Genomic DNA, 17,458 nt, shown 5'->3' with positions numbered 1-17,458 from the left:
GAGTGATACTTATGGATTATATGGATTTTTCAAATGATATTAATAACTATCAAGTAAAAAATGGTGTAGATGGATCGCAACATCTAAGCTATGGAGGAGAAACAAAGCTTACACAAAAAAATAGCCCTGTTAATTCAGGACAATCAGATTTGTATCAAGATCATCATAAGGTAGGTTACGTTAAACCAGGCACTATCAGCAAAGAGCATTATGTTTATGAAGGGAATGAGCAAGTCGCAATTATTAAGAAAAGCGCTATTGCTACTGATTATTTAGTTAGTAAGAATGGGACTGTACTAGCGAAGACAACGGTAAGCGGCAATATACAGGTTATGAAGAACTTAAACGATCCACTTGCTCATGCAAGCGATATAAGCTTGGAAGCGTTCAAAATTCATACTTCAATACTCAAAGTTTATAAGCTTAATGGACATTACCCAAGCACTTAATGACGGATTCTAATATATATATTAGTGACATGAATATTTTAATATGATAATTTTAACTTAAAGCTTATAGAAAAGTTAAGGAGAAGCGATAGTCTACTATAAAATTAAAACTGCAATCAGAAAACTTGGTTGCAGTTTTTTACTATAATGTCGGAGAAACCGAATTGGGACAGCTTGTTTTAAGCTGTTTTGGAGAACTTCTTGCTTTAAAGAAAAGTGTATATTTAAGGTTGGAGGAGATTGACAGTGAATAATAGCAATTCTCCATTTTCATTTACCTATTTACCTTTGCTTATTCAGCTCAAATGCGTTGAGCCTGCCAAGTTGCCAGCGTTTTTAGGTTCCACTTTACATGGGATTGTTGGCTGGGCGTTATCATCAAAGCCACAAGTATATTCATACTTATTTGAAAATCGTAAATTTGGCGGAGGTAAACAGGACATTGTAAATCCATATATTATTGAACCGCCTCGTAGCCGGGTTATGTATGAAGCGGGGGATATTTTAAGCTTTCAACTTATTTTGCTTGGAAATGCAGTTAATTACGTACAAGAGGTTGTTGCTGCATTAGCAAGTGCAAAACAGTTTGGCTTAGGAGCTAATAGAAAGCTATTCGTATTGGAAAGCATTTTGCAGGGAGAACGATATGCTCCAATTTGGCAAGCTAATAAGCTAGTGCTTAATAATGCGATTTCTGAAAAATTAGTAGAAGCTGCACAGTTTGATTGTATGCGCTGCTCGCTTCATTTATTAACGCCGTTAAGAATTAGACGCGGTGGAGAGCTTCTATTAAAACCTGATTTTGTTACGATTATTCGCAATATAACGAAGCGAATAGATATGCTGGTAGAGCGTTACGGAGGATATATTGAGGAAGAGTGTATTGCAGCTTTGCTTGACAAAGCAAGTGCTATTCATGAACGAACCAGTGATTTATATGTCGCACAAATTCAACGTTACTCTAATCGTAGAGAAGAAAAGATGGATATGAGCGGCGTTTTAGGGGTTATGACCTTTGAAGGTGATTTATCTGTATTTACACCTTGGCTAAATGCAGCGCGAAAACTTCATATTGGCAGAAACACTACATTTGGCTACGGTCAGCTAGATGTTATATTTGGCTAACTGCTTCATGGATCAAATTAACGTAGTTGATTGATTAAAAGATAAACTGCGTAAAAATTTACCTATGATACAATATGGAAAACTATTTGTATGGAGGAGTTTATTATGAGACATATTAAAGCAGGCCTATCATTCTTTATTTCTATCATTCTAGTTATTACATTGACGCTCAATATGTTCGTTGCAGCTTCTCCAACAGTGAATTTTAGTGATGTACCGAATAACCATTGGGCGAAGGCAACGATTGAATGGGGAGTTAATCAAGGAATTGTTCAAGGAGACGGAGATCATCGTTTTCGACCAAATGATAAGGTTAATCAAGCTGAATTTATAGCATTAATTATTCGTGCATTTCCTAATGATTTTCAAGTGGAAAAAACGACGGGTGCATGGTATGAGCCATATTATGCAATTGCGAAAAAGTATGGTTGGCAATTTGAAGCTATCAATCCATCATTAGTGCCATTTTCAAGAGGGGATGCAGCTCTTTTAATTTACAATGCTTTAGAGCAGGAACAAGCCTCTGTTCAAACAGCAGTAAATTATTTGTTATCCGAAGGACTAGCGACAGGTAAGACAGCTAATACCTTTGAAGGATTCAAGTCTTCTGACTCTCTGACAAGAGCGGAAGCTTTAACTTTTATCTATCGAACTTATCATTATGTTTATGATACTCGTTCTGGTAAGCTAGTGGATGGAAGCGGACAAGCTAGCAAACCAGATACAGCAAAAGCAATTTATTCATGGACACTAAATGGAATAAAGCTAAATACTTCGGTGAAAGATTTAGAAGCTCAGCTTGGCAATCCTAGCAGAGTTCTTCGTACGTTTTATCAGTATGATTGGTACGTGTACAATATTGATGGCAAGCATTTGCGATATGCAGTTGCAGACAATAAGGTTGTAGGATTTTATTCAAATTCACTAAATGTGTATGAAGGCGGTAAATATCAAATCGGTGTGAATACAAGACTTGGTGTTACAGGAAAAGCCCAAAATCAAGAACGTTCAAATACTTATTATACGAATCAGGATGGTTACAGCATTATATTGTACTTTGATACTCATACAGAAAAGGAATTTCTTGATGCTATTTCTGTACTAGATGATAAATATAGCGTGTACTCTTCTAAAAATAAAGATGCAGCTGCTGTTTACAGCGATATGGAGTTAGGGATTTTCGATATTGCTAATGCTTATCGTCAAAAGCATGGTCGCAATGTTCTTGAATGGAGCGAGCAAGCACAACAGAGTGCATATCTCCACAGTAAAGATATGAAAGAGAAAGATTACTTTGCGCACAGCTCTTTAGATAATCGTTCTCCTTTTGAGCGAATGGAGGAGCAAGGAATATCTTTCCGTATGGCGGGAGAGAACATCGCTTATGGATATACAGATGATATTGATGTGATGAACGGTTGGATAAATTCATTTGGTCATCGGGAGAATTTGTTAGAAGAAGGATATACACATCTTGGTGTAGGAGTATATAACGCTTATTATACACAGAATTTCTATACGCCTTGGTAATATGCTGGACTCACTCTTGAATCCGATTTAAATACAGGATATGATGTTACTCCACCATATTTTGACGTATAATAAGGTAGGTCGATCGTTAAGGGAGTGAGCATATGAAGTTGCAACAATTGCTTCAACCGCTTTTGTTTGCCAAAGTTCAAGGTGAACTTGATATTAATGTAACAGGAATTACAAACGATTCGAGAATCGTTCAAGAAGGCAATATGTTTGTTTGTACAAGAGGCTTCAATGTCGATGGGCATAATTATATACCACAAGCAATTCAACAAGGAGCAAAGGTAATTGTCACTGAGGTGGAGCAAGCACCGATTGAGGGGATTACTTTTGTTCAAGTGCCAAGCACTGATAAAGCAGCATCGATTATGGTGGATCTTTTTTACGGCTCTCCAACTTCAAAGCTAAAGCTTATCGGTGTTACTGGAACAAACGGTAAAACAACAACAACGAATTTAATTGAGCATTTATTAACATATCATCAGCATCCAACAGGTGTCATCGGTACAATTGAAATTCGCTACCCTGGATTTAAAGAAGAAGCAAAGCTAACAACGCCGCTTTGCTATGATTTACAACGATATTTTCAGCAAATGCTGGAGGCGGGTACGGAGTACGGTGTGATGGAAGTGTCATCGCACTCCCTGGATCTTGGGCGTGTGCATGGCTGTCGCTTTAAAACTGCCGTATTCACTAATTTGACGCAGGATCATTTGGATTATCATAAGACGATGGAGGCTTACGGACAAGCGAAAGGGCTATTATTTGCTCAGCTTGGCAATGATTACGAAAGCTTGCGTTACGCTGTGCTAAACAGTGATGATCCTTGGAGTAAAAAATATGCAGCAATGACTTCTGCTCAAATCATTACGTATGGTCTAGGGGAAGACGCGCTTGTGCGTGCTACAGATATTAAAATCTCTGCGGAGGGTACTAGCTTTACGTTAATTACCCCGCTTGGCACGACTGCAATTACTAGCTCATTAATTGGCAAGTTCAATGTATACAATTTATTAGCGGCGATTAGTGCAGTTATTCCAGAAGGGTTAAGTCTAGAGCAAATTAAAGAAGCGATTGCTAGCATTAAAGGAGTAGCGGGACGTTTTGAAACTGTACAGCAGGGTCAGCCGTTTGCAGTAGTAGTTGACTATGCTCATACACCTGACAGCTTGGAAAATGTGTTAACAACTGCTCGCCAATTACAGCCGCGTAAGCTAATTTGTGTGGTTGGTTGCGGCGGCGATCGTGACCGAACAAAACGGCCGTTAATGGCGAATATTGCAATCCAGCATGCTGACTATGTCTACTTTACTTCAGATAATCCTCGTACAGAGGACCCTGTCGCAATACTGCAAGATGTAACAGGTCATTTAAGTGCTGGGCACTTTACTACGATTGTTGATCGCAAAGAAGCGATTCATGCAGCTATTGCATCTGCAGAAAGCGGAGATATTGTTATTATTGCAGGAAAAGGGCATGAAAATTATCAAATCATCGGTAAGGTGAAAACGCATTTTGATGATAAGGAAGTGGCTCGCGAAAAGCTAAGTCAGTTAGGTTATATTGGCGAGGCATAAAGCGAACAATACATTAAATTAAACGAACAGCTTTAAATTGAAAAAGGCGGAACGTCCTAAATCCGATAGCGAGAGGAAGGACATCCGCCTGTTATTATTTAAATCTGCTAGTTAATACATTGGCTAGTATTGTTAGGTTGACTTGATCATTTGAAGAAAGCGGTCTGCTGCAGGCAAAAATCTGAAATCAGTATTCCTTAGCGAAACGCTGGCTCCTGCATCAGCAAGTGTATTCACCAGCTCGGTTAAGTTCGAATAAGGCTCGTTATCAAATCCAACTAGCGGATAAATGACAGCTCTGCCTCCTGGCTTTTCATGATAGTAGCGACAGGTCATAGCAACGCCTAATTGCTCATAAATTACTTTTTTGCTGGCTTGCTTGTTGTCTGTTTGCTGCTCTGCAGGTAGCTCTGTGTGAGCTACTTGATTCAGTTCTCGTCTCATCTTAAATTTCTCCTCATCTCATCTAAACTAACTAAACCAATCTAACTAAACTCATTTTAAATTGAACTTAAAAATTGAGCAACCTTTTTCATGTAAAGATTTGGATCGCTGCGAAATATCAATTCATGCTGTCCGCCTTCAATGATCCATAACTGGGATTGCTCTAGTTGTTGATTGCTAGCAATTTGCTCTGCAATATGAACGGATGCTTTATTATCGGCAGTGCCATGAATAATAAAAAGCGGTATTTCATATTGTGTTGATATAATTGTGTTAGCAACAGAATTAGAAAATGTATGATTTGTCCATAGCGGCAACAGCTTGCTAATAATATAAGCGGTCGGATGCTTAGGCAAGCCAACATAGTTTTTAATGTTGCTATAAAGTGTATCGGGACTAGGCAGAAACAAGCTATCTAGAATAAGTGCATCTATTTGCTCAGATTCGAGTGCAGCTTGCAAGGCGGTTCCTCCGCCCATTGAAAAGCCCCAAACAATAATTTTCTCTGAGCCGCGCTCTTTGGCATAATCGACTGCTGCAAGCAGTTGATTTTTTTCTTCCGATCCCCAAGTTGCAGGAGCGTTATAGTTTTTAGAGGCATAGCCGTAATCAAACATAATGACATTATAGTTTAGCTCATTTAAGAGCTGTACGAGATCATACATTGGAATCCAGCTTTCTTCGCGATTAGCTCCATAACCATGAGATAAAATAACAGTTTGCTTTGATTCCTGGTTGGATAATGGAGCGAGTGCAGGAATATACCAGCTATCTACCGTCGTTTCACCACTGCGACTTGGATAGATAACAACCTCATAATTTAATTGCTTTTTCTCTAACGGGTTGCTTTCTAGTGGTGGAACATAAGGAAATGCCAAATTCCAGGCAATGATCGCATGACTGACAATAATGATTATTCCTAGAAAGGCAAGCAATGCAACGATACTGGCAATTGAAAAATGAGTTAGCTTAATTTTTCGTTTACCCTGTACATGAACTGGCGTCTGCGCAGGATGATTAACTGAAGGTTGAAGCGGATTGGATAAATTCATGCTGACTCACCTCTCTTTAGCCTATTAATTTAATGCTATTACCATGATAAACAGGAGTCAACAGGTACTATTTTTCATTTTATAGTAATGGTCCTAAATTTAAGTATACATTTATAAAAAGGGAGACTATACTGTTTTATAGGTAAATGAGAATGTATATCAATGAATTTGAAATTAGTTTTATTGTATGAAACAAAATGCTGTAACTTATATGGTTTACATGTTAAAATAATATTCATTCAAAGCGAAATCGTTGATTAATGAATAGTAGGGGGAGTACTCGTGGAGGAAGGAAAGACAACGGTTCGTTCAGTGGAAAGGGCACTTGATCTGCTGCTTTGCTTTACGATGCGCCCTAGCTGGGCAATGACGGAGCTTGCTCAACAGGTAGGTTTGCACAAAAGTACAGTTCATCGAATGCTGGCAACTTTAGAGGAAAAAGGATTCATTGAGCGTGATCCTGTCACGGATCGTTATCAGCTCGGCTTAATGGTATGGGAATTATCTGCTAATTTAGGGACAAACAATGACCAGTCGATGTTGTGGCAAAAGGAAATGGAGCGGCTGCGCGATCAGCTTGGAGAAACCGTCAGTGTCTATGTGCGTTCAGGGGTAGAACGGATTCGCATTCAATCTGTACAAAGCAATGAACCTGTACGTCGAGTTGCTCCAGTAGGAGCTAGATTTCCATTGTATGCGGGAGCTTCTAGTAAAGTATTAATTGCTTATGCGTTGCCTGAGGAACAACAGGAAATATGGCAGCATCCTACTTGGCAACTGCGCGATCAATTAACTATGGAAACTTATCAAAGTGAATTACAGGAAGTTCTGGAGCAAGGATATGCAGTTAGCTTTGAGGAACGGGAAAGCGGAGTAGCGGCAATTTCAGTGCCGATCTTTGATCGAGAGGGCAATATATTAGCTGCTTTGGCAGTTTCAGGACCTTCAGGCCGACTTACATTAGAACGAATGCGGGAATATGCACCGATCATCCAGAGTGCTGCTAGACGTATGAGTATGATGGCGAAAGCTTAGTTTGGACATAATTAATAAATAATATGAGGACTGCTGTTATGCAATGCTGCATAGGCAGTCTTTTTCTATTAACGATACATAAAATAATTTTCATTTAATGGAAGCAATATACCTGTTTAATAGTAAATATGAGTGATATTATATTTTAGTGTCGTTTTTTAGTAATTAACAATAAATTTAAATGATAAAATAGGTTGTTTTTAATTGTTTTTCATATATTGTTAATAATATTTTTGATATGATAGATTGTCAAGCTAAGTGCGACAACTCGTCCATAATCGCTTCGTGAGAAGTTTTCCAACCTAGACATTTACGTGGTCTATGGTTGATTAAATCTAAAGCACATTCAAGTTCAGCTTGATCTATCGTGTTTAAGTCGAACTTCTTAGGAAAGAATTCTCTGAGAAGCCCATTGGCATTTTCGTTACTGCCTCTTTGCCAAGATGAATAAGGATCAGCAAAGTAAACCATCAAGCCGTGTTCTTCTAACAATGCTTGATGGCAAGCGAATTCCTTCCCACGGTCAACGGTAGCTGTAAACATAGGTAAAGCAAGTTCTTCTAAAGCCGTAGCAACAGCTTTCTCCATAGACAAGGCTGAACGGTCAGGCATTTTTACAGCGTAGTAATAGCGTGTTTTTCGTTCGACAAAGGTAGCCAAGCAGCCTTTACTTTTACCACGGCTAGAAACGACAGTATCAAGCTCCCAATGACCAAAGGTTTCACGTTGCTTCACTTCTTTTGGACGTTGCCTGATGGATAATCCAAGATTAAAGCGACCTCTGCTTTCACGAGGCTTTCTACGCTTTCCCTTGTGTCGCAAGAAGATGGTGTTTCCTTGGACGAGCTTCCCCTGGTAAATCCAGCGATAGATGGTCTTAAAGGATACCGCGTGCTCAGGATCGTCTTGTTTCATTCGACCTTCAATTTGTTCTGGAGACCATGTTGCAGCCAGAGTTTGAGTAAGGTAATGTGCTCTGTCTTTGTTCCACTTTCCTTTTGGTTTACTTTGCATCCGCTTGTGCTGATAATCGGCTTGTGCGTCGCTAGCCTCATAAGTAGAAGAGTGGTTATTCATGCGTTGTATTTCACGAGAAACCGTAGAATGGTGGCGCTTGATCTGCTGTGCAATGGCTCTTGCACTCCATCCTAAATGTAATAATGTTTCTATTTTTGTACGCTCGTTTATGGTAAGATGTGTATAGCTCATGACGAGTTCTCCTTGTAGGTGGTGTCTGGTAACTTCATTCTACACGAATTCGTCATGAGTTATTTTTTTAGGTGTCGCACTTCATATTACAATCTTTCATATACATAATAGCAAGGGAGATTATTTATGGCGTGGTGGAGAAAGAGTTTAATTGTTAAGAGTTCAATTATTTTGTCTGTTTTATTTGTTATTGTTGTAGGGATAAGCAATATGTTAATGTATGACTCACAAAAAGAAGCAGTGTATACCCAATTCACTGAAATAGGTAATAAGCTACAAGCTCAAGGAAGTGCGAATCATATAATCATTGAGCCGATTGCAAAAGCTGTACAATCAGGCGAACCCCTTCCAGAGAGCGATAAGGATATATTAAAACGTTTGTTAAATGCAATGACGGATGATGAGTATTTAGAAAATGCTTATTATATCGGGACCGATTTAACCGAGCAAGACGATAAAAAAATCGTTAAGTATTTACAGGCTAGTGACAGTATTGAAGCTTTTGGAGCTACAGGCGGTTCTAGCTATGAGTTGAATAAACAATATTACGATGCATTTCAGGTAGCTATTACAGGTCAGGCACTGCTGTCTGAATCATATGAAGACGAGTATGGCACATGGATTTCTTATTTTGCTCCTATTCAAAACAATGACGGGACGATAATTGCAATACTAGGTCTAGATTTTAATTATGGAGAAGTAATAGAACATATAAATTTGTTATTGTGGAAAAATATTATTATTGCCATAATTACTTCAACTATTTCAATAATTGTAGTGGTATTCTTTTTACGTTATGCGCTTAAACCGTTAAAATTACTAGCAGCTCGGGCACGCGAAGCTGCTGAAGGTAACTTAACAGTAAAAGTAGAGGTTAAAAGCGAAAATGAAATTGGACAAGCTGCTGAAGCCTTCAATGATATGATTGCAAGCCTAAGAGAACTAACGATTCACATTGATACCACTTCAACAGAGGTATCAAAATCTTCACAATCGTTAATGGAAATGGCTGAGCAAACAGAGGCAGCTAGTAATGATATTTCATCTGCAATTCAAGCAGTTGCCTCTGGTGCAGAAACTCAATTGATTAGTTCACAAGAAAGTCAACGTGCAATGTCAGAGATGGCCAGCGGTATTAACAGAATTGCTGAATCTTCCTCGACTGTGTCCGAGCTAGCAGCAGATACTTCACAATTAGCTGTTAACGGTGAGACAGTCATGAATAAAACGGTTGAGCAAATGAATATTATTGAGCAACAAGTCACCAATGCTGTTGATATTATGCAGGAGTTAAACGAGTCAAGCAATCGAATTAGTGAAATTGTTGAGCATATCTTCGATATTGCGAATCAAACGAATTTGCTTGCCTTAAATGCCTCAATTGAAGCAGCGCGTGCCGGAGAAGCAGGCAAAGGTTTTGCTGTAGTCGCACAAGAAATTCGCAAGCTAGCTGAGCGCTCTAAGCAATCTTCTGATGAAATTGCTGATATTTTGCAAGGAATTAGTCAGCGCACTAAGCAAGTTACAGATACACTGACTAATTCAGCAGTAGAAACTAGAAAAGGTTCTGAGCTAGTGAATGCTTCAGGGGAATCTTTCCGCAATATTTTAAGCTCGATTAAAGAAGTATCCGAGCAAGTACAAGAGGTTTCTGCTGCTTCTGAGCAAATGTCCGCTGGCAGTGAAGAGGTTGCAGCTTCCATGGAAGAGCTGGAACGAATGGCAAACGAAACTTCGTCGCATTCACAGCAAGTTGCTGCTGCATCAGAGGAGCAGTTAGCATCAATAGAAGAGCTAGCAAGCTCTGCTCAACAGCTACAGCAACTTGCGCATGTATTACGTGATGCTGTCGGTAAGTTTAAAGTATAGAGATCAGAAAATAATCCATGTAATAACGACTATAATGAATGTTTTTTTCCTTTAAAGTTAAGTAAGCTAGTAGAAAAAAGGCGAATTAACTTGAGGAGGAATATCCATGTCAACTAGCAGGAAAGCGAATAGCGAACTAACGATTCCAGCACATTTACCGCGAAAATTAACGATCTCATTATGGGATTTTTCATGGTATACAATGACAGGAGAAGGTGAACCCTATGTCAATTTAGGCGCTAGATTCGATGAGTTAGTTGAACGAGGATATAATACGATTCGTATTTGTGCGATGCCGATGTTTTTGTTTACTGATAATGGAAAACGTGAAGGCAAGCTTAGCTTTTCAAGCCTAGCGCCAATTGGGCAAGGAACGAGATGGTATAACTGTAAAGGCGGAGCAGTGCTAGATGGGCACGCTCATCTATTAGAGCTGTTCTGTCAAGCGAAGGAGCATGGCTGTTACGTTATTTTATCCTCCTGGGAGTATCAGCAAAGTGCTACTTTTTTAGCTGATTCAGCGATTGCAGACGAGCTCAAGGCAATACCGCCGAAGAATCGCTTTATGGCTCTTGCAAAAGCAATGTCACAGCTGATTGATTTTCTTAAATACCATGGCTATGGCGAGCAAATTGCTTACGCAGAGCTGCATAATGAGGTGGAATACGGCTCGTTAGCAGATGTAGCAACAGAAGCCGGTATCGCATTTAGCGATACCGCGTCAATTGTTGAGTATATGAAGCCATACTTAGAGGAAGCAATCTGTTATTTGCGAGAAAGACATCAGGACATATTAATTACAACTTGCTATACACTGGATGGCAACTATTCGAAATATATGACAGCGCAAAACGTACAAGTAGCCCATTATCATTTGTATCTAAATGGTGTATTACAGGAATTAATGGATGTTACAGGTATACGAAACGAAAGCGTTCCTTTTCCTAATGAAACTGTTAAGTCGCTGCTGCGAGAGGATGCGCCTAGCTTTGAGCAATATTGTTTGCCGGCAGAAAAAGAATGGAAGCTGCAGGGCAATCCTGTAGGGCTTCGTTTATTTTATTTGCATGATTGGGCGGATACGGACAAATGGGATTATTTCTTATATGAGCGATATGGCAGCCATCGAATTGCTATGGAGCAGAAAACTGCAATGCGCCTTGAGGAACTGTATCGTTACAGTGCAGACAAGGGATTGCCGATTGTTATAGGAGAAGGTTATGTAGGTTATACTCCGCTATATACAAATTTTGAAGAAGGACCAGTCGGGAAATATATTGCTGAATATGCGATTAATATTGGTATGAAGTATGGATTTTGGGGAATGGTGCTATGCTCAAACTGTGCTCCGCATCATCCGTTTTGGCAGGATATTGCATGGCAGCAGCGGATGAATAAAAAAATAGCTTCTTCATAGGGTAAGAACTGCACTTAACTGTTATACTGAACAAAGTATACTGCGGTTGTATGGTAGTGTCAAAAGTTCTATGAAAACTCAATAGGTGTTCGGGTCGTCTCCCATTTGTTGGGTGGAAAGGCCACGCAATCGCTCTTGACAAACACGCCAATGGTTTGACTCTACTTTAACAAGGGCGACGGGGACAAAAAGAAGGCATGCTAAATAGCCCTTGGTTTTTCCATTTTAAACCATTGGCTAGTTCGGTTTGTCAAGAGTTCGCTCCGCCGATTGCTCGTTTTTACTTCGGGCTCTGCTAAACCAAAAAGTTAGGCTGGTTGTTGTTCGTTAATCCATTGTTGTGCTAAAGCGATCAGTTTAGTCCATCTCGCAGGCATATTCGGGAGCTGCAGTAACTCTGGATTAAGCACTGGCACCTTACCTTCTAATGCAGAATGAGGCCTTAAAAAGTTAAAGTAAGCTACAAACAGGGTCACAAAAGAAACAGATCCTTGTTCGGATCCAAACCCGTGTGTTGAACGATAATTGCCTTTAAATGTGCGATTTAGTCTTTCGATAACTTGTTTGAGATGCCTATACTCCGTTGACACAGGATCTTCATTGGTAAGTCCAATAACCTGCTTGATGTCGAACTGAATATCGTGTTGAGCGAAAAAGTGCTGAGCTAAGAGATAAATCGGATTGCCATCCACCACAAATGTAAGATCTTTAGGAATCTCTTTCAGTTTCATTAAGACATCATCAATGGCACGGATTGCTGACACTGTATCCCGATTTGGCGATACTGGGTAAGACAAAATAATCTTTTTTACCGCATCAAAGAAGAAAAACAAGTAATGCCAACGCCCATTCACCTTGATGTAGGTTTCGTCTCCACAGAACTGGTCAGAAAGTTCGTAGGGATAATAATCTACGTAAGGCTTAAGTATTAGGGCAACTGCATTCTCATAATTTAAAATACTTTGATGCGATATGCTTACCCCATGTACATCTTTCATGAGTGCAGCTGTTTTACGGGCCGAAAGTCCATAGTTGACATGATAGGTTAAAATGAGCCCCAAAGTATGTGGCGACGCATACAGCCTGGATAAATCAACCTTGGGCTTTTTGGGGGAAGACTTAGACAATGGCTGAAAATCGATGTGAAACTGCCGGAAAATGTATCTTAACTTAAAGGATTGAGGATCTTTTTTAAACTGTCTCTTCTCTTTCGAAGACATACCATTTAGTTTCTTTTGGTAATAGGGACAATCATTATTTTTACACTTGAACACGTTAAAGTCTTTTCGCTCTTTGATTTTTTCAAGAGTCTTAGAACAATGAGGACACTTTAAAATGGCCTCTTTCAAATAGCGGCTCTTATCATTAAACAGACAGGAACATACCTTACATTGATACTGTCCTTTGCCCCCATTATTGGCATAAAGATAATCCGATGGAGCACCACACTTCGGACAGTTCATAGATTTAGGTACAGTCGTCTTTGCATTCAAACGCCTTTGAACAGGCTTTAGATGTTTACCGTTTTTCTCTAGGTATTCTGTTAGAAGGATTCGATAATCAAGCTTCTGAAGAGTTTCGTTGATCGGAAGATCATCCACCTGAAGCTTACGATATGGTTTATTGATTGGCTCTTCTTTAGGTTTATCAAACATGTTTTTACCGATAAGAAGAGTAAGTAAAGTTTTAATAATTTGATCTTGGTACTTGATAAATTCAAGTAAATAGGTTAATAATTGAGGATACAAACTTGTCACTTCCTAGTTGTTTGGGATTAAGTGTTCGGTGTGGTAACCTTACTTTTAACCTAAAACTATGGGGGTGGCAAGTTTTTTGCTTTCCGAGACTTATATATCAAGGAAAACCCTCAATTATATATATAAAGTTTTTACAATACGGGTTGTATCAGAGGGGCGAAAATATGAAACTGGATCCACCCAAATTAAGCACATCTTTAACGGAAACTGTTTGGCAAAGGCTGGACAGCGATCGGCTTGAAATCGAAGACAAAAATTTAAGCAGTGTTCATTTAGCAGGAGCTAATTTGACGCGTATACGTGTTGAAAATGCAGTGCTTAAAGACTGGAATATGCAAAATTGCTCTGTTGATTCATTGGATCTGTTAGATGTGCGATTTGAACATTGTGACTTGTCGAATGCCAAGCTAAGCGGAGCTTCAATTCATCGTGTTGAGTTTATTAACTGCAAGTTAATTGGAACAGAGCTAACGAAAAGCAGCCTTGGCAATATTTCCTTTCATCAATGCAATATCGGCTTATCTAGTTTTGCTCATTCAAAACTGGAAAAGATTATATTTAGCGATTGTTTACTGCAGGATGCTGACTTTTATTCCTGCAAGCTAAAAAAGGTGCTCTATGATCACTGTAAGTTAAATGGAGTCAACTTTGATAATACACCGTTGAAAGAGGTAGACATTAGCAGCTCAGAATTTAATACGTTAACAGTGGCGATGGAGCATCTTAAGGGATGTAAGGTGTCACGTTATCAGGCGATGCAATTTGCTGCCTTGCTAGGTTTAGTTATAAAGGAATAAAGTTCATAGTTATTGCACCAATTATCGATATGTATTAATGCTTTATGTATTAATGCTTTTGCAACGGAGTCATTCAGCTTGGTCAAAATATTGACAGCTGGATGGCTCCGTTATTTTCATTTGCAATATTTTTTACGAAAGCTAGATGGTGGTTCCCCGACATGCTTTACGAAGCAATTTGTAAAATAAGGAATGTTATCAAAGCCGACGGTTTCAGCAATACGAGCGATCGACTGATGTGTGTTTAATAGAAGCGTTTTTGCTTGATCAAGGCGAACCTTTACTAAATATTCATTCGGTGTAAACCCATAAACCTGCTTCATTGCTTTCGTAATATAGTTGTAATGGTAATTAAACACTTCGGATAACAATTGATTGGAAAGCTGCTCTTGATAATGGTTACGGATATATTGCTCCACTTGCTCAGCTAATCGTATAAGACTGCTTGTTTGTGCGCTGTTTTGCTTTACATCCATCATCAATAGCAATTGTTCGAAAGCATGCTGTTTTTGCCAATATGCTTTTGCTTCTATTTGCTTGCTTGCCTCATTCATTCGTTCTACAAGCTGATACACTTGCTGTGGATAGACAAGCTGCATATGCTTCGGTATTTGCATCGTGTAGGGAGCAGGATTGAAACATTGCTGATGAGATTCAGTAGGGAGTTTATAGTGTAACTGCTCGCTTTCAATCCAAGCATTAACAGTTTGAAAATGAATCCAGTAAAACTGTGTTTCGCTTTCGACAGGCTTAGCGCTGTAATGATACCGATCTGGCAGCAATATTAACGTTTGACCTGCATGAAGCTCCCACGTTTGCTGTTCTTCTCCAAGATGGAGGCAACCGCTGCGAACAATAATCAAATCAAATAAGTTCAGATGATGTCTGTTTGGATGAGAATCTCCTATATGATAATGTGAAAATCCACTTTCAAGGTAATAAGGAGAAGGTGGACTATTAAAGTAAATATAGCTCATTATTAGTACCTCACAAGTGTGAAATATTATAATTTTTTAGTTGGTTATGTGTATCGTTTACAGCTATCATAGCACATAAAATAAAAGTGTGGTGTGAATGAACTCATAGGAGGGTCTAATCAATGACAACTACATTAAAAGCAGCAAATTTCGTACCGATGAAGCAAGTGGATATTCAAGACGGTTTTTGGGGCAAATATATTGAACTCGTAAGAAATGTTGTAGTTCCTTATCAATGGGAAGCAATTAATGACCGTGTTGAAGGTGCTGAGAAAAGTCATGCAGTGCAAAACTTTAAGATTGCAGCAGGTCTCGCAGAAGGTGAGTTTTATGGATTTGTCTTTCAAGATACAGATGTAGCAAAATGGCTGGAGGCTGTTGCTTATTTATTAATGAAGCAGCCAAATGCTGGGCTTGAAAAAATTGCTGATGAAATGATTGATATAATTGAAAAAGCGCAACAGCCTGACGGCTATTTAAATACGTATTTTACAATAAAAGCACCGGAATTAAAGTGGAAAAACTTAACTGAGGCACATGAACTATATACTGCTGGTCATATGATTGAAGCAGGCGTAGCTTATTATCAGGCAACAGGGAAGAAAAAGCTGCTAGATATTGTGTGTCGTATTGCAGATAATATCGCTGAAGTATTTGGCGATGGAGAAGGGCAAATTGCAGGTTATGACGGACATCAAGAAATCGAGTTGGCACTGGTGAAGCTTTATCATGTCACAAATAATGAAACCTATTTACAACTAAGTAAATATTTTATTGATAAACGCGGCACAAATGATTTTTTCCGAGAAGAAGCTGAAAGACGTAATTGGACTTCGATATGGCATAATGGACGGATACATATTGATCCTGAATATTTTCAAGTACATAAGCCTGTACGCGAGCAAACAGAAGCTGTTGGCCACGCTGTGCGGGTCGTGTACATGCTTTCGGGAATGATTGATATTGCTAGAGAAACGAATGATGAAAGCTTAATTAAAGCAAGTAAAACACTTTGGAGCAATATCGTAGGCAAGCAAATGTATATTACAGGCGGAATCGGCTCGATGGTGCATGGAGAAGCTTTTTCCTTTGATTATGATTTGCCAAATGATACCGTCTACGCGGAAACCTGTGCATCGATCGGCTTAATTTTCGCTGCACAGCGCATGCTACAGCTTGAGCCTAATGCACATTATGCCGATGTGATGGAACGTGCCTTGTTTAACACTGTTATTTCAGGTATGGCGCTTGATGGAAAACACTTTTTCTATGTGAATCCATTAGAGGTAGATCCTAAACAATGTCATGGACATAATAAAAACTATAATCATATTAAGCCTGTTCGTCCTGAATGGTACGGCTGTGCTTGCTGTCCTTCGAATCTTGCAAGATTAATTGCTTCTCTTGGTAACTATATGTATTCAGTTAGCGATAATATCATTTATTCGCACTTATTTATTGGAGGTACGACAAAGCTAGAATTAGCTGGGCAAGAAGTTGGTATAAAAATGAACTCTGCTTTGCCTTGGCATGGCAATGTTAGCTATGAGCTTGAGCTTGCTGCTCCTGCTTCCTTTGCCCTAGCTATTCGTATTCCAAATTGGTCAGCACAAACTGTACTGTCTGTGAACGGAGAGAAGCTTGAGCTTGCTGGACTAGTGCGTAATGGCTATGCAATCATTGAGCGTAATTGGTCAAACGGAGATAAAGTTGAATTAAAGCTGGATATGTCAATTAAACGAATGAAGGCACATCCTAAGGTGAGAGCCAATGCTGGCAAGGTTGCCTTGCAGCGTGGACCGCTAGTTTATTGTATTGAAGAAGCAGATAATGGTAGCGACTTGCATCTAGTCCGCTTGCCTGAGGAGGCAGAGCTGACTTTAACCTACAACAGTGAGCTAGCAGGCGGTGTTTACACCATCGAGGCAGCAGGGCTAACAGCTGAACAAGACTTATGGAATGAAGACTTGTATGCCGCAGGTGCATCCTTAGCGTTTAAGTCTAAAAAACTAATCTTTATTCCTTATTACACATGGGCTAATCGTGGAGAAGGAGAAATGATGGTTTGGGTAAAGGAATAAATGAATAATTTCACGTAAAATTAAGCTATATGTCAAGAGTTTAACTCTTACATATAGCTATTTTTTGTATTTATCTACTTTTTATTTTATTATTCATAATACTAAAATAAGAAGTAAGTACTACCAGTTCCTA

Annotated in this window: 14 protein-coding genes; 9 read left to right on the top strand and 5 right to left on the bottom strand. The window is 39.1% G+C overall.

Annotated elements, in window-relative coordinates:
* The first annotated feature begins 11 nt into the window (after positions 1-11).
* The 4 genes from AC2TDL_RS06235 (at position 12) to AC2TDL_RS06220 (ending at position 4,687) form a co-directional block, all read left to right on the top strand.
* On the top strand, positions 12-449 hold the full coding sequence (locus AC2TDL_RS06235; RefSeq protein WP_484699327.1) for a hypothetical protein: 438 nt from the start codon (positions 12-14) through the stop codon (positions 447-449).
* 246 nt (positions 450-695) lie between these two features.
* Positions 696-1,574, top strand: a complete 879-nt coding sequence (gene cas6 / locus AC2TDL_RS06230) for a CRISPR system precrRNA processing endoribonuclease RAMP protein Cas6 (RefSeq protein ID WP_484699326.1) — start codon at positions 696-698, stop codon at positions 1,572-1,574.
* 105 nt (positions 1,575-1,679) lie between these two features.
* Positions 1,680-3,104: a CAP domain-containing protein gene (locus AC2TDL_RS06225; RefSeq protein ID WP_484699325.1), complete on the top strand. Its 1,425-nt coding sequence runs from the start codon at positions 1,680-1,682 to the stop codon at positions 3,102-3,104.
* A 104-nt stretch (positions 3,105-3,208) separates the two neighbouring features.
* On the top strand, positions 3,209-4,687 hold the full coding sequence (locus AC2TDL_RS06220) for a UDP-N-acetylmuramoyl-L-alanyl-D-glutamate--2,6-diaminopimelate ligase (protein WP_484699324.1): 1,479 nt from the start codon (positions 3,209-3,211) through the stop codon (positions 4,685-4,687).
* Positions 4,688-4,819: 132 nt separating this feature from the next.
* On the opposite strand, the gene AC2TDL_RS06215 is transcribed toward AC2TDL_RS06220, so the two are convergent.
* Both AC2TDL_RS06215 and AC2TDL_RS06210 read right to left on the bottom strand, forming a co-directional pair.
* Positions 4,820-5,131 (bottom strand): hypothetical protein, encoded by a 312-nt coding sequence (locus tag AC2TDL_RS06215; RefSeq protein WP_484699323.1) that lies wholly within the window; start codon positions 5,129-5,131, stop codon positions 4,820-4,822.
* A gap of 56 nt (positions 5,132-5,187) precedes the next feature.
* Entirely contained in the window at positions 5,188-6,183 is a 996-nt protein-coding gene (locus tag AC2TDL_RS06210; RefSeq protein WP_484699322.1) for an alpha/beta hydrolase, read from the bottom strand.
* Positions 6,184-6,465: 282 nt separating this feature from the next.
* Here AC2TDL_RS06210 and AC2TDL_RS06205 point away from each other — a divergent pair, with 282 nt between their 5' ends.
* Positions 6,466-7,218 (top strand): IclR family transcriptional regulator, encoded by a 753-nt coding sequence (locus tag AC2TDL_RS06205; RefSeq protein ID WP_484699321.1) that lies wholly within the window; start codon positions 6,466-6,468, stop codon positions 7,216-7,218.
* Positions 7,219-7,467: 249 nt separating this feature from the next.
* On the opposite strand, the gene AC2TDL_RS06200 is transcribed toward AC2TDL_RS06205, so the two are convergent.
* Positions 7,468-8,427 carry an IS30 family transposase gene (locus tag AC2TDL_RS06200; protein ID WP_340834498.1) on the bottom strand — a complete coding sequence of 320 codons (960 nt, stop codon included), beginning with the start codon at positions 8,425-8,427 and terminating at the stop codon, positions 7,468-7,470.
* A 126-nt stretch (positions 8,428-8,553) separates the two neighbouring features.
* Between AC2TDL_RS06200 and AC2TDL_RS06195 the strand changes: the two genes are divergently transcribed.
* Positions 8,554-10,296 carry a methyl-accepting chemotaxis protein gene (locus AC2TDL_RS06195; RefSeq protein ID WP_484699320.1) on the top strand — a complete coding sequence of 581 codons (1,743 nt, stop codon included), beginning with the start codon at positions 8,554-8,556 and terminating at the stop codon, positions 10,294-10,296.
* Between the two features lie 106 nt (positions 10,297-10,402).
* The gene (locus AC2TDL_RS06190) at positions 10,403-11,713 is read left to right on the top strand and encodes a cellulase-like family protein (protein WP_484699319.1); all 1,311 of its coding nucleotides are present in this window, start codon (positions 10,403-10,405) and stop codon (positions 11,711-11,713) included.
* Positions 11,714-12,021: 308 nt separating this feature from the next.
* Here the strand turns inward: AC2TDL_RS06190 and AC2TDL_RS06185 are convergent, their stop codons facing one another.
* Positions 12,022-13,461: an IS6 family transposase gene (locus AC2TDL_RS06185; protein WP_484696056.1), complete on the bottom strand. Its 1,440-nt coding sequence runs from the start codon at positions 13,459-13,461 to the stop codon at positions 12,022-12,024.
* Positions 13,462-13,634: 173 nt separating this feature from the next.
* Between AC2TDL_RS06185 and AC2TDL_RS06180 the strand changes: the two genes are divergently transcribed.
* Positions 13,635-14,267 (top strand): pentapeptide repeat-containing protein, encoded by a 633-nt coding sequence (locus AC2TDL_RS06180; RefSeq protein ID WP_484699318.1) that lies wholly within the window; start codon positions 13,635-13,637, stop codon positions 14,265-14,267.
* 116 nt (positions 14,268-14,383) lie between these two features.
* Here AC2TDL_RS06180 and AC2TDL_RS06175 read toward each other — a convergent pair whose 3' ends face one another.
* The gene (locus AC2TDL_RS06175; protein ID WP_484699317.1) at positions 14,384-15,244 is read right to left on the bottom strand and encodes a helix-turn-helix domain-containing protein; all 861 of its coding nucleotides are present in this window, start codon (positions 15,242-15,244) and stop codon (positions 14,384-14,386) included.
* Positions 15,245-15,366: 122 nt separating this feature from the next.
* Between AC2TDL_RS06175 and AC2TDL_RS06170 the strand changes: the two genes are divergently transcribed.
* On the top strand, positions 15,367-17,325 hold the full coding sequence (locus AC2TDL_RS06170) for a glycoside hydrolase family 127 protein (protein WP_484699316.1): 1,959 nt from the start codon (positions 15,367-15,369) through the stop codon (positions 17,323-17,325).
* The last annotated feature ends 133 nt before the right edge of the window (positions 17,326-17,458 follow it).

It is taken from the genome of Paenibacillus sp. plas6 (assembly GCF_057221655.1).
Note: the sequence above shows the minus strand (reverse complement) of the source record. Positions and strands in the feature narration are given on the sequence as shown.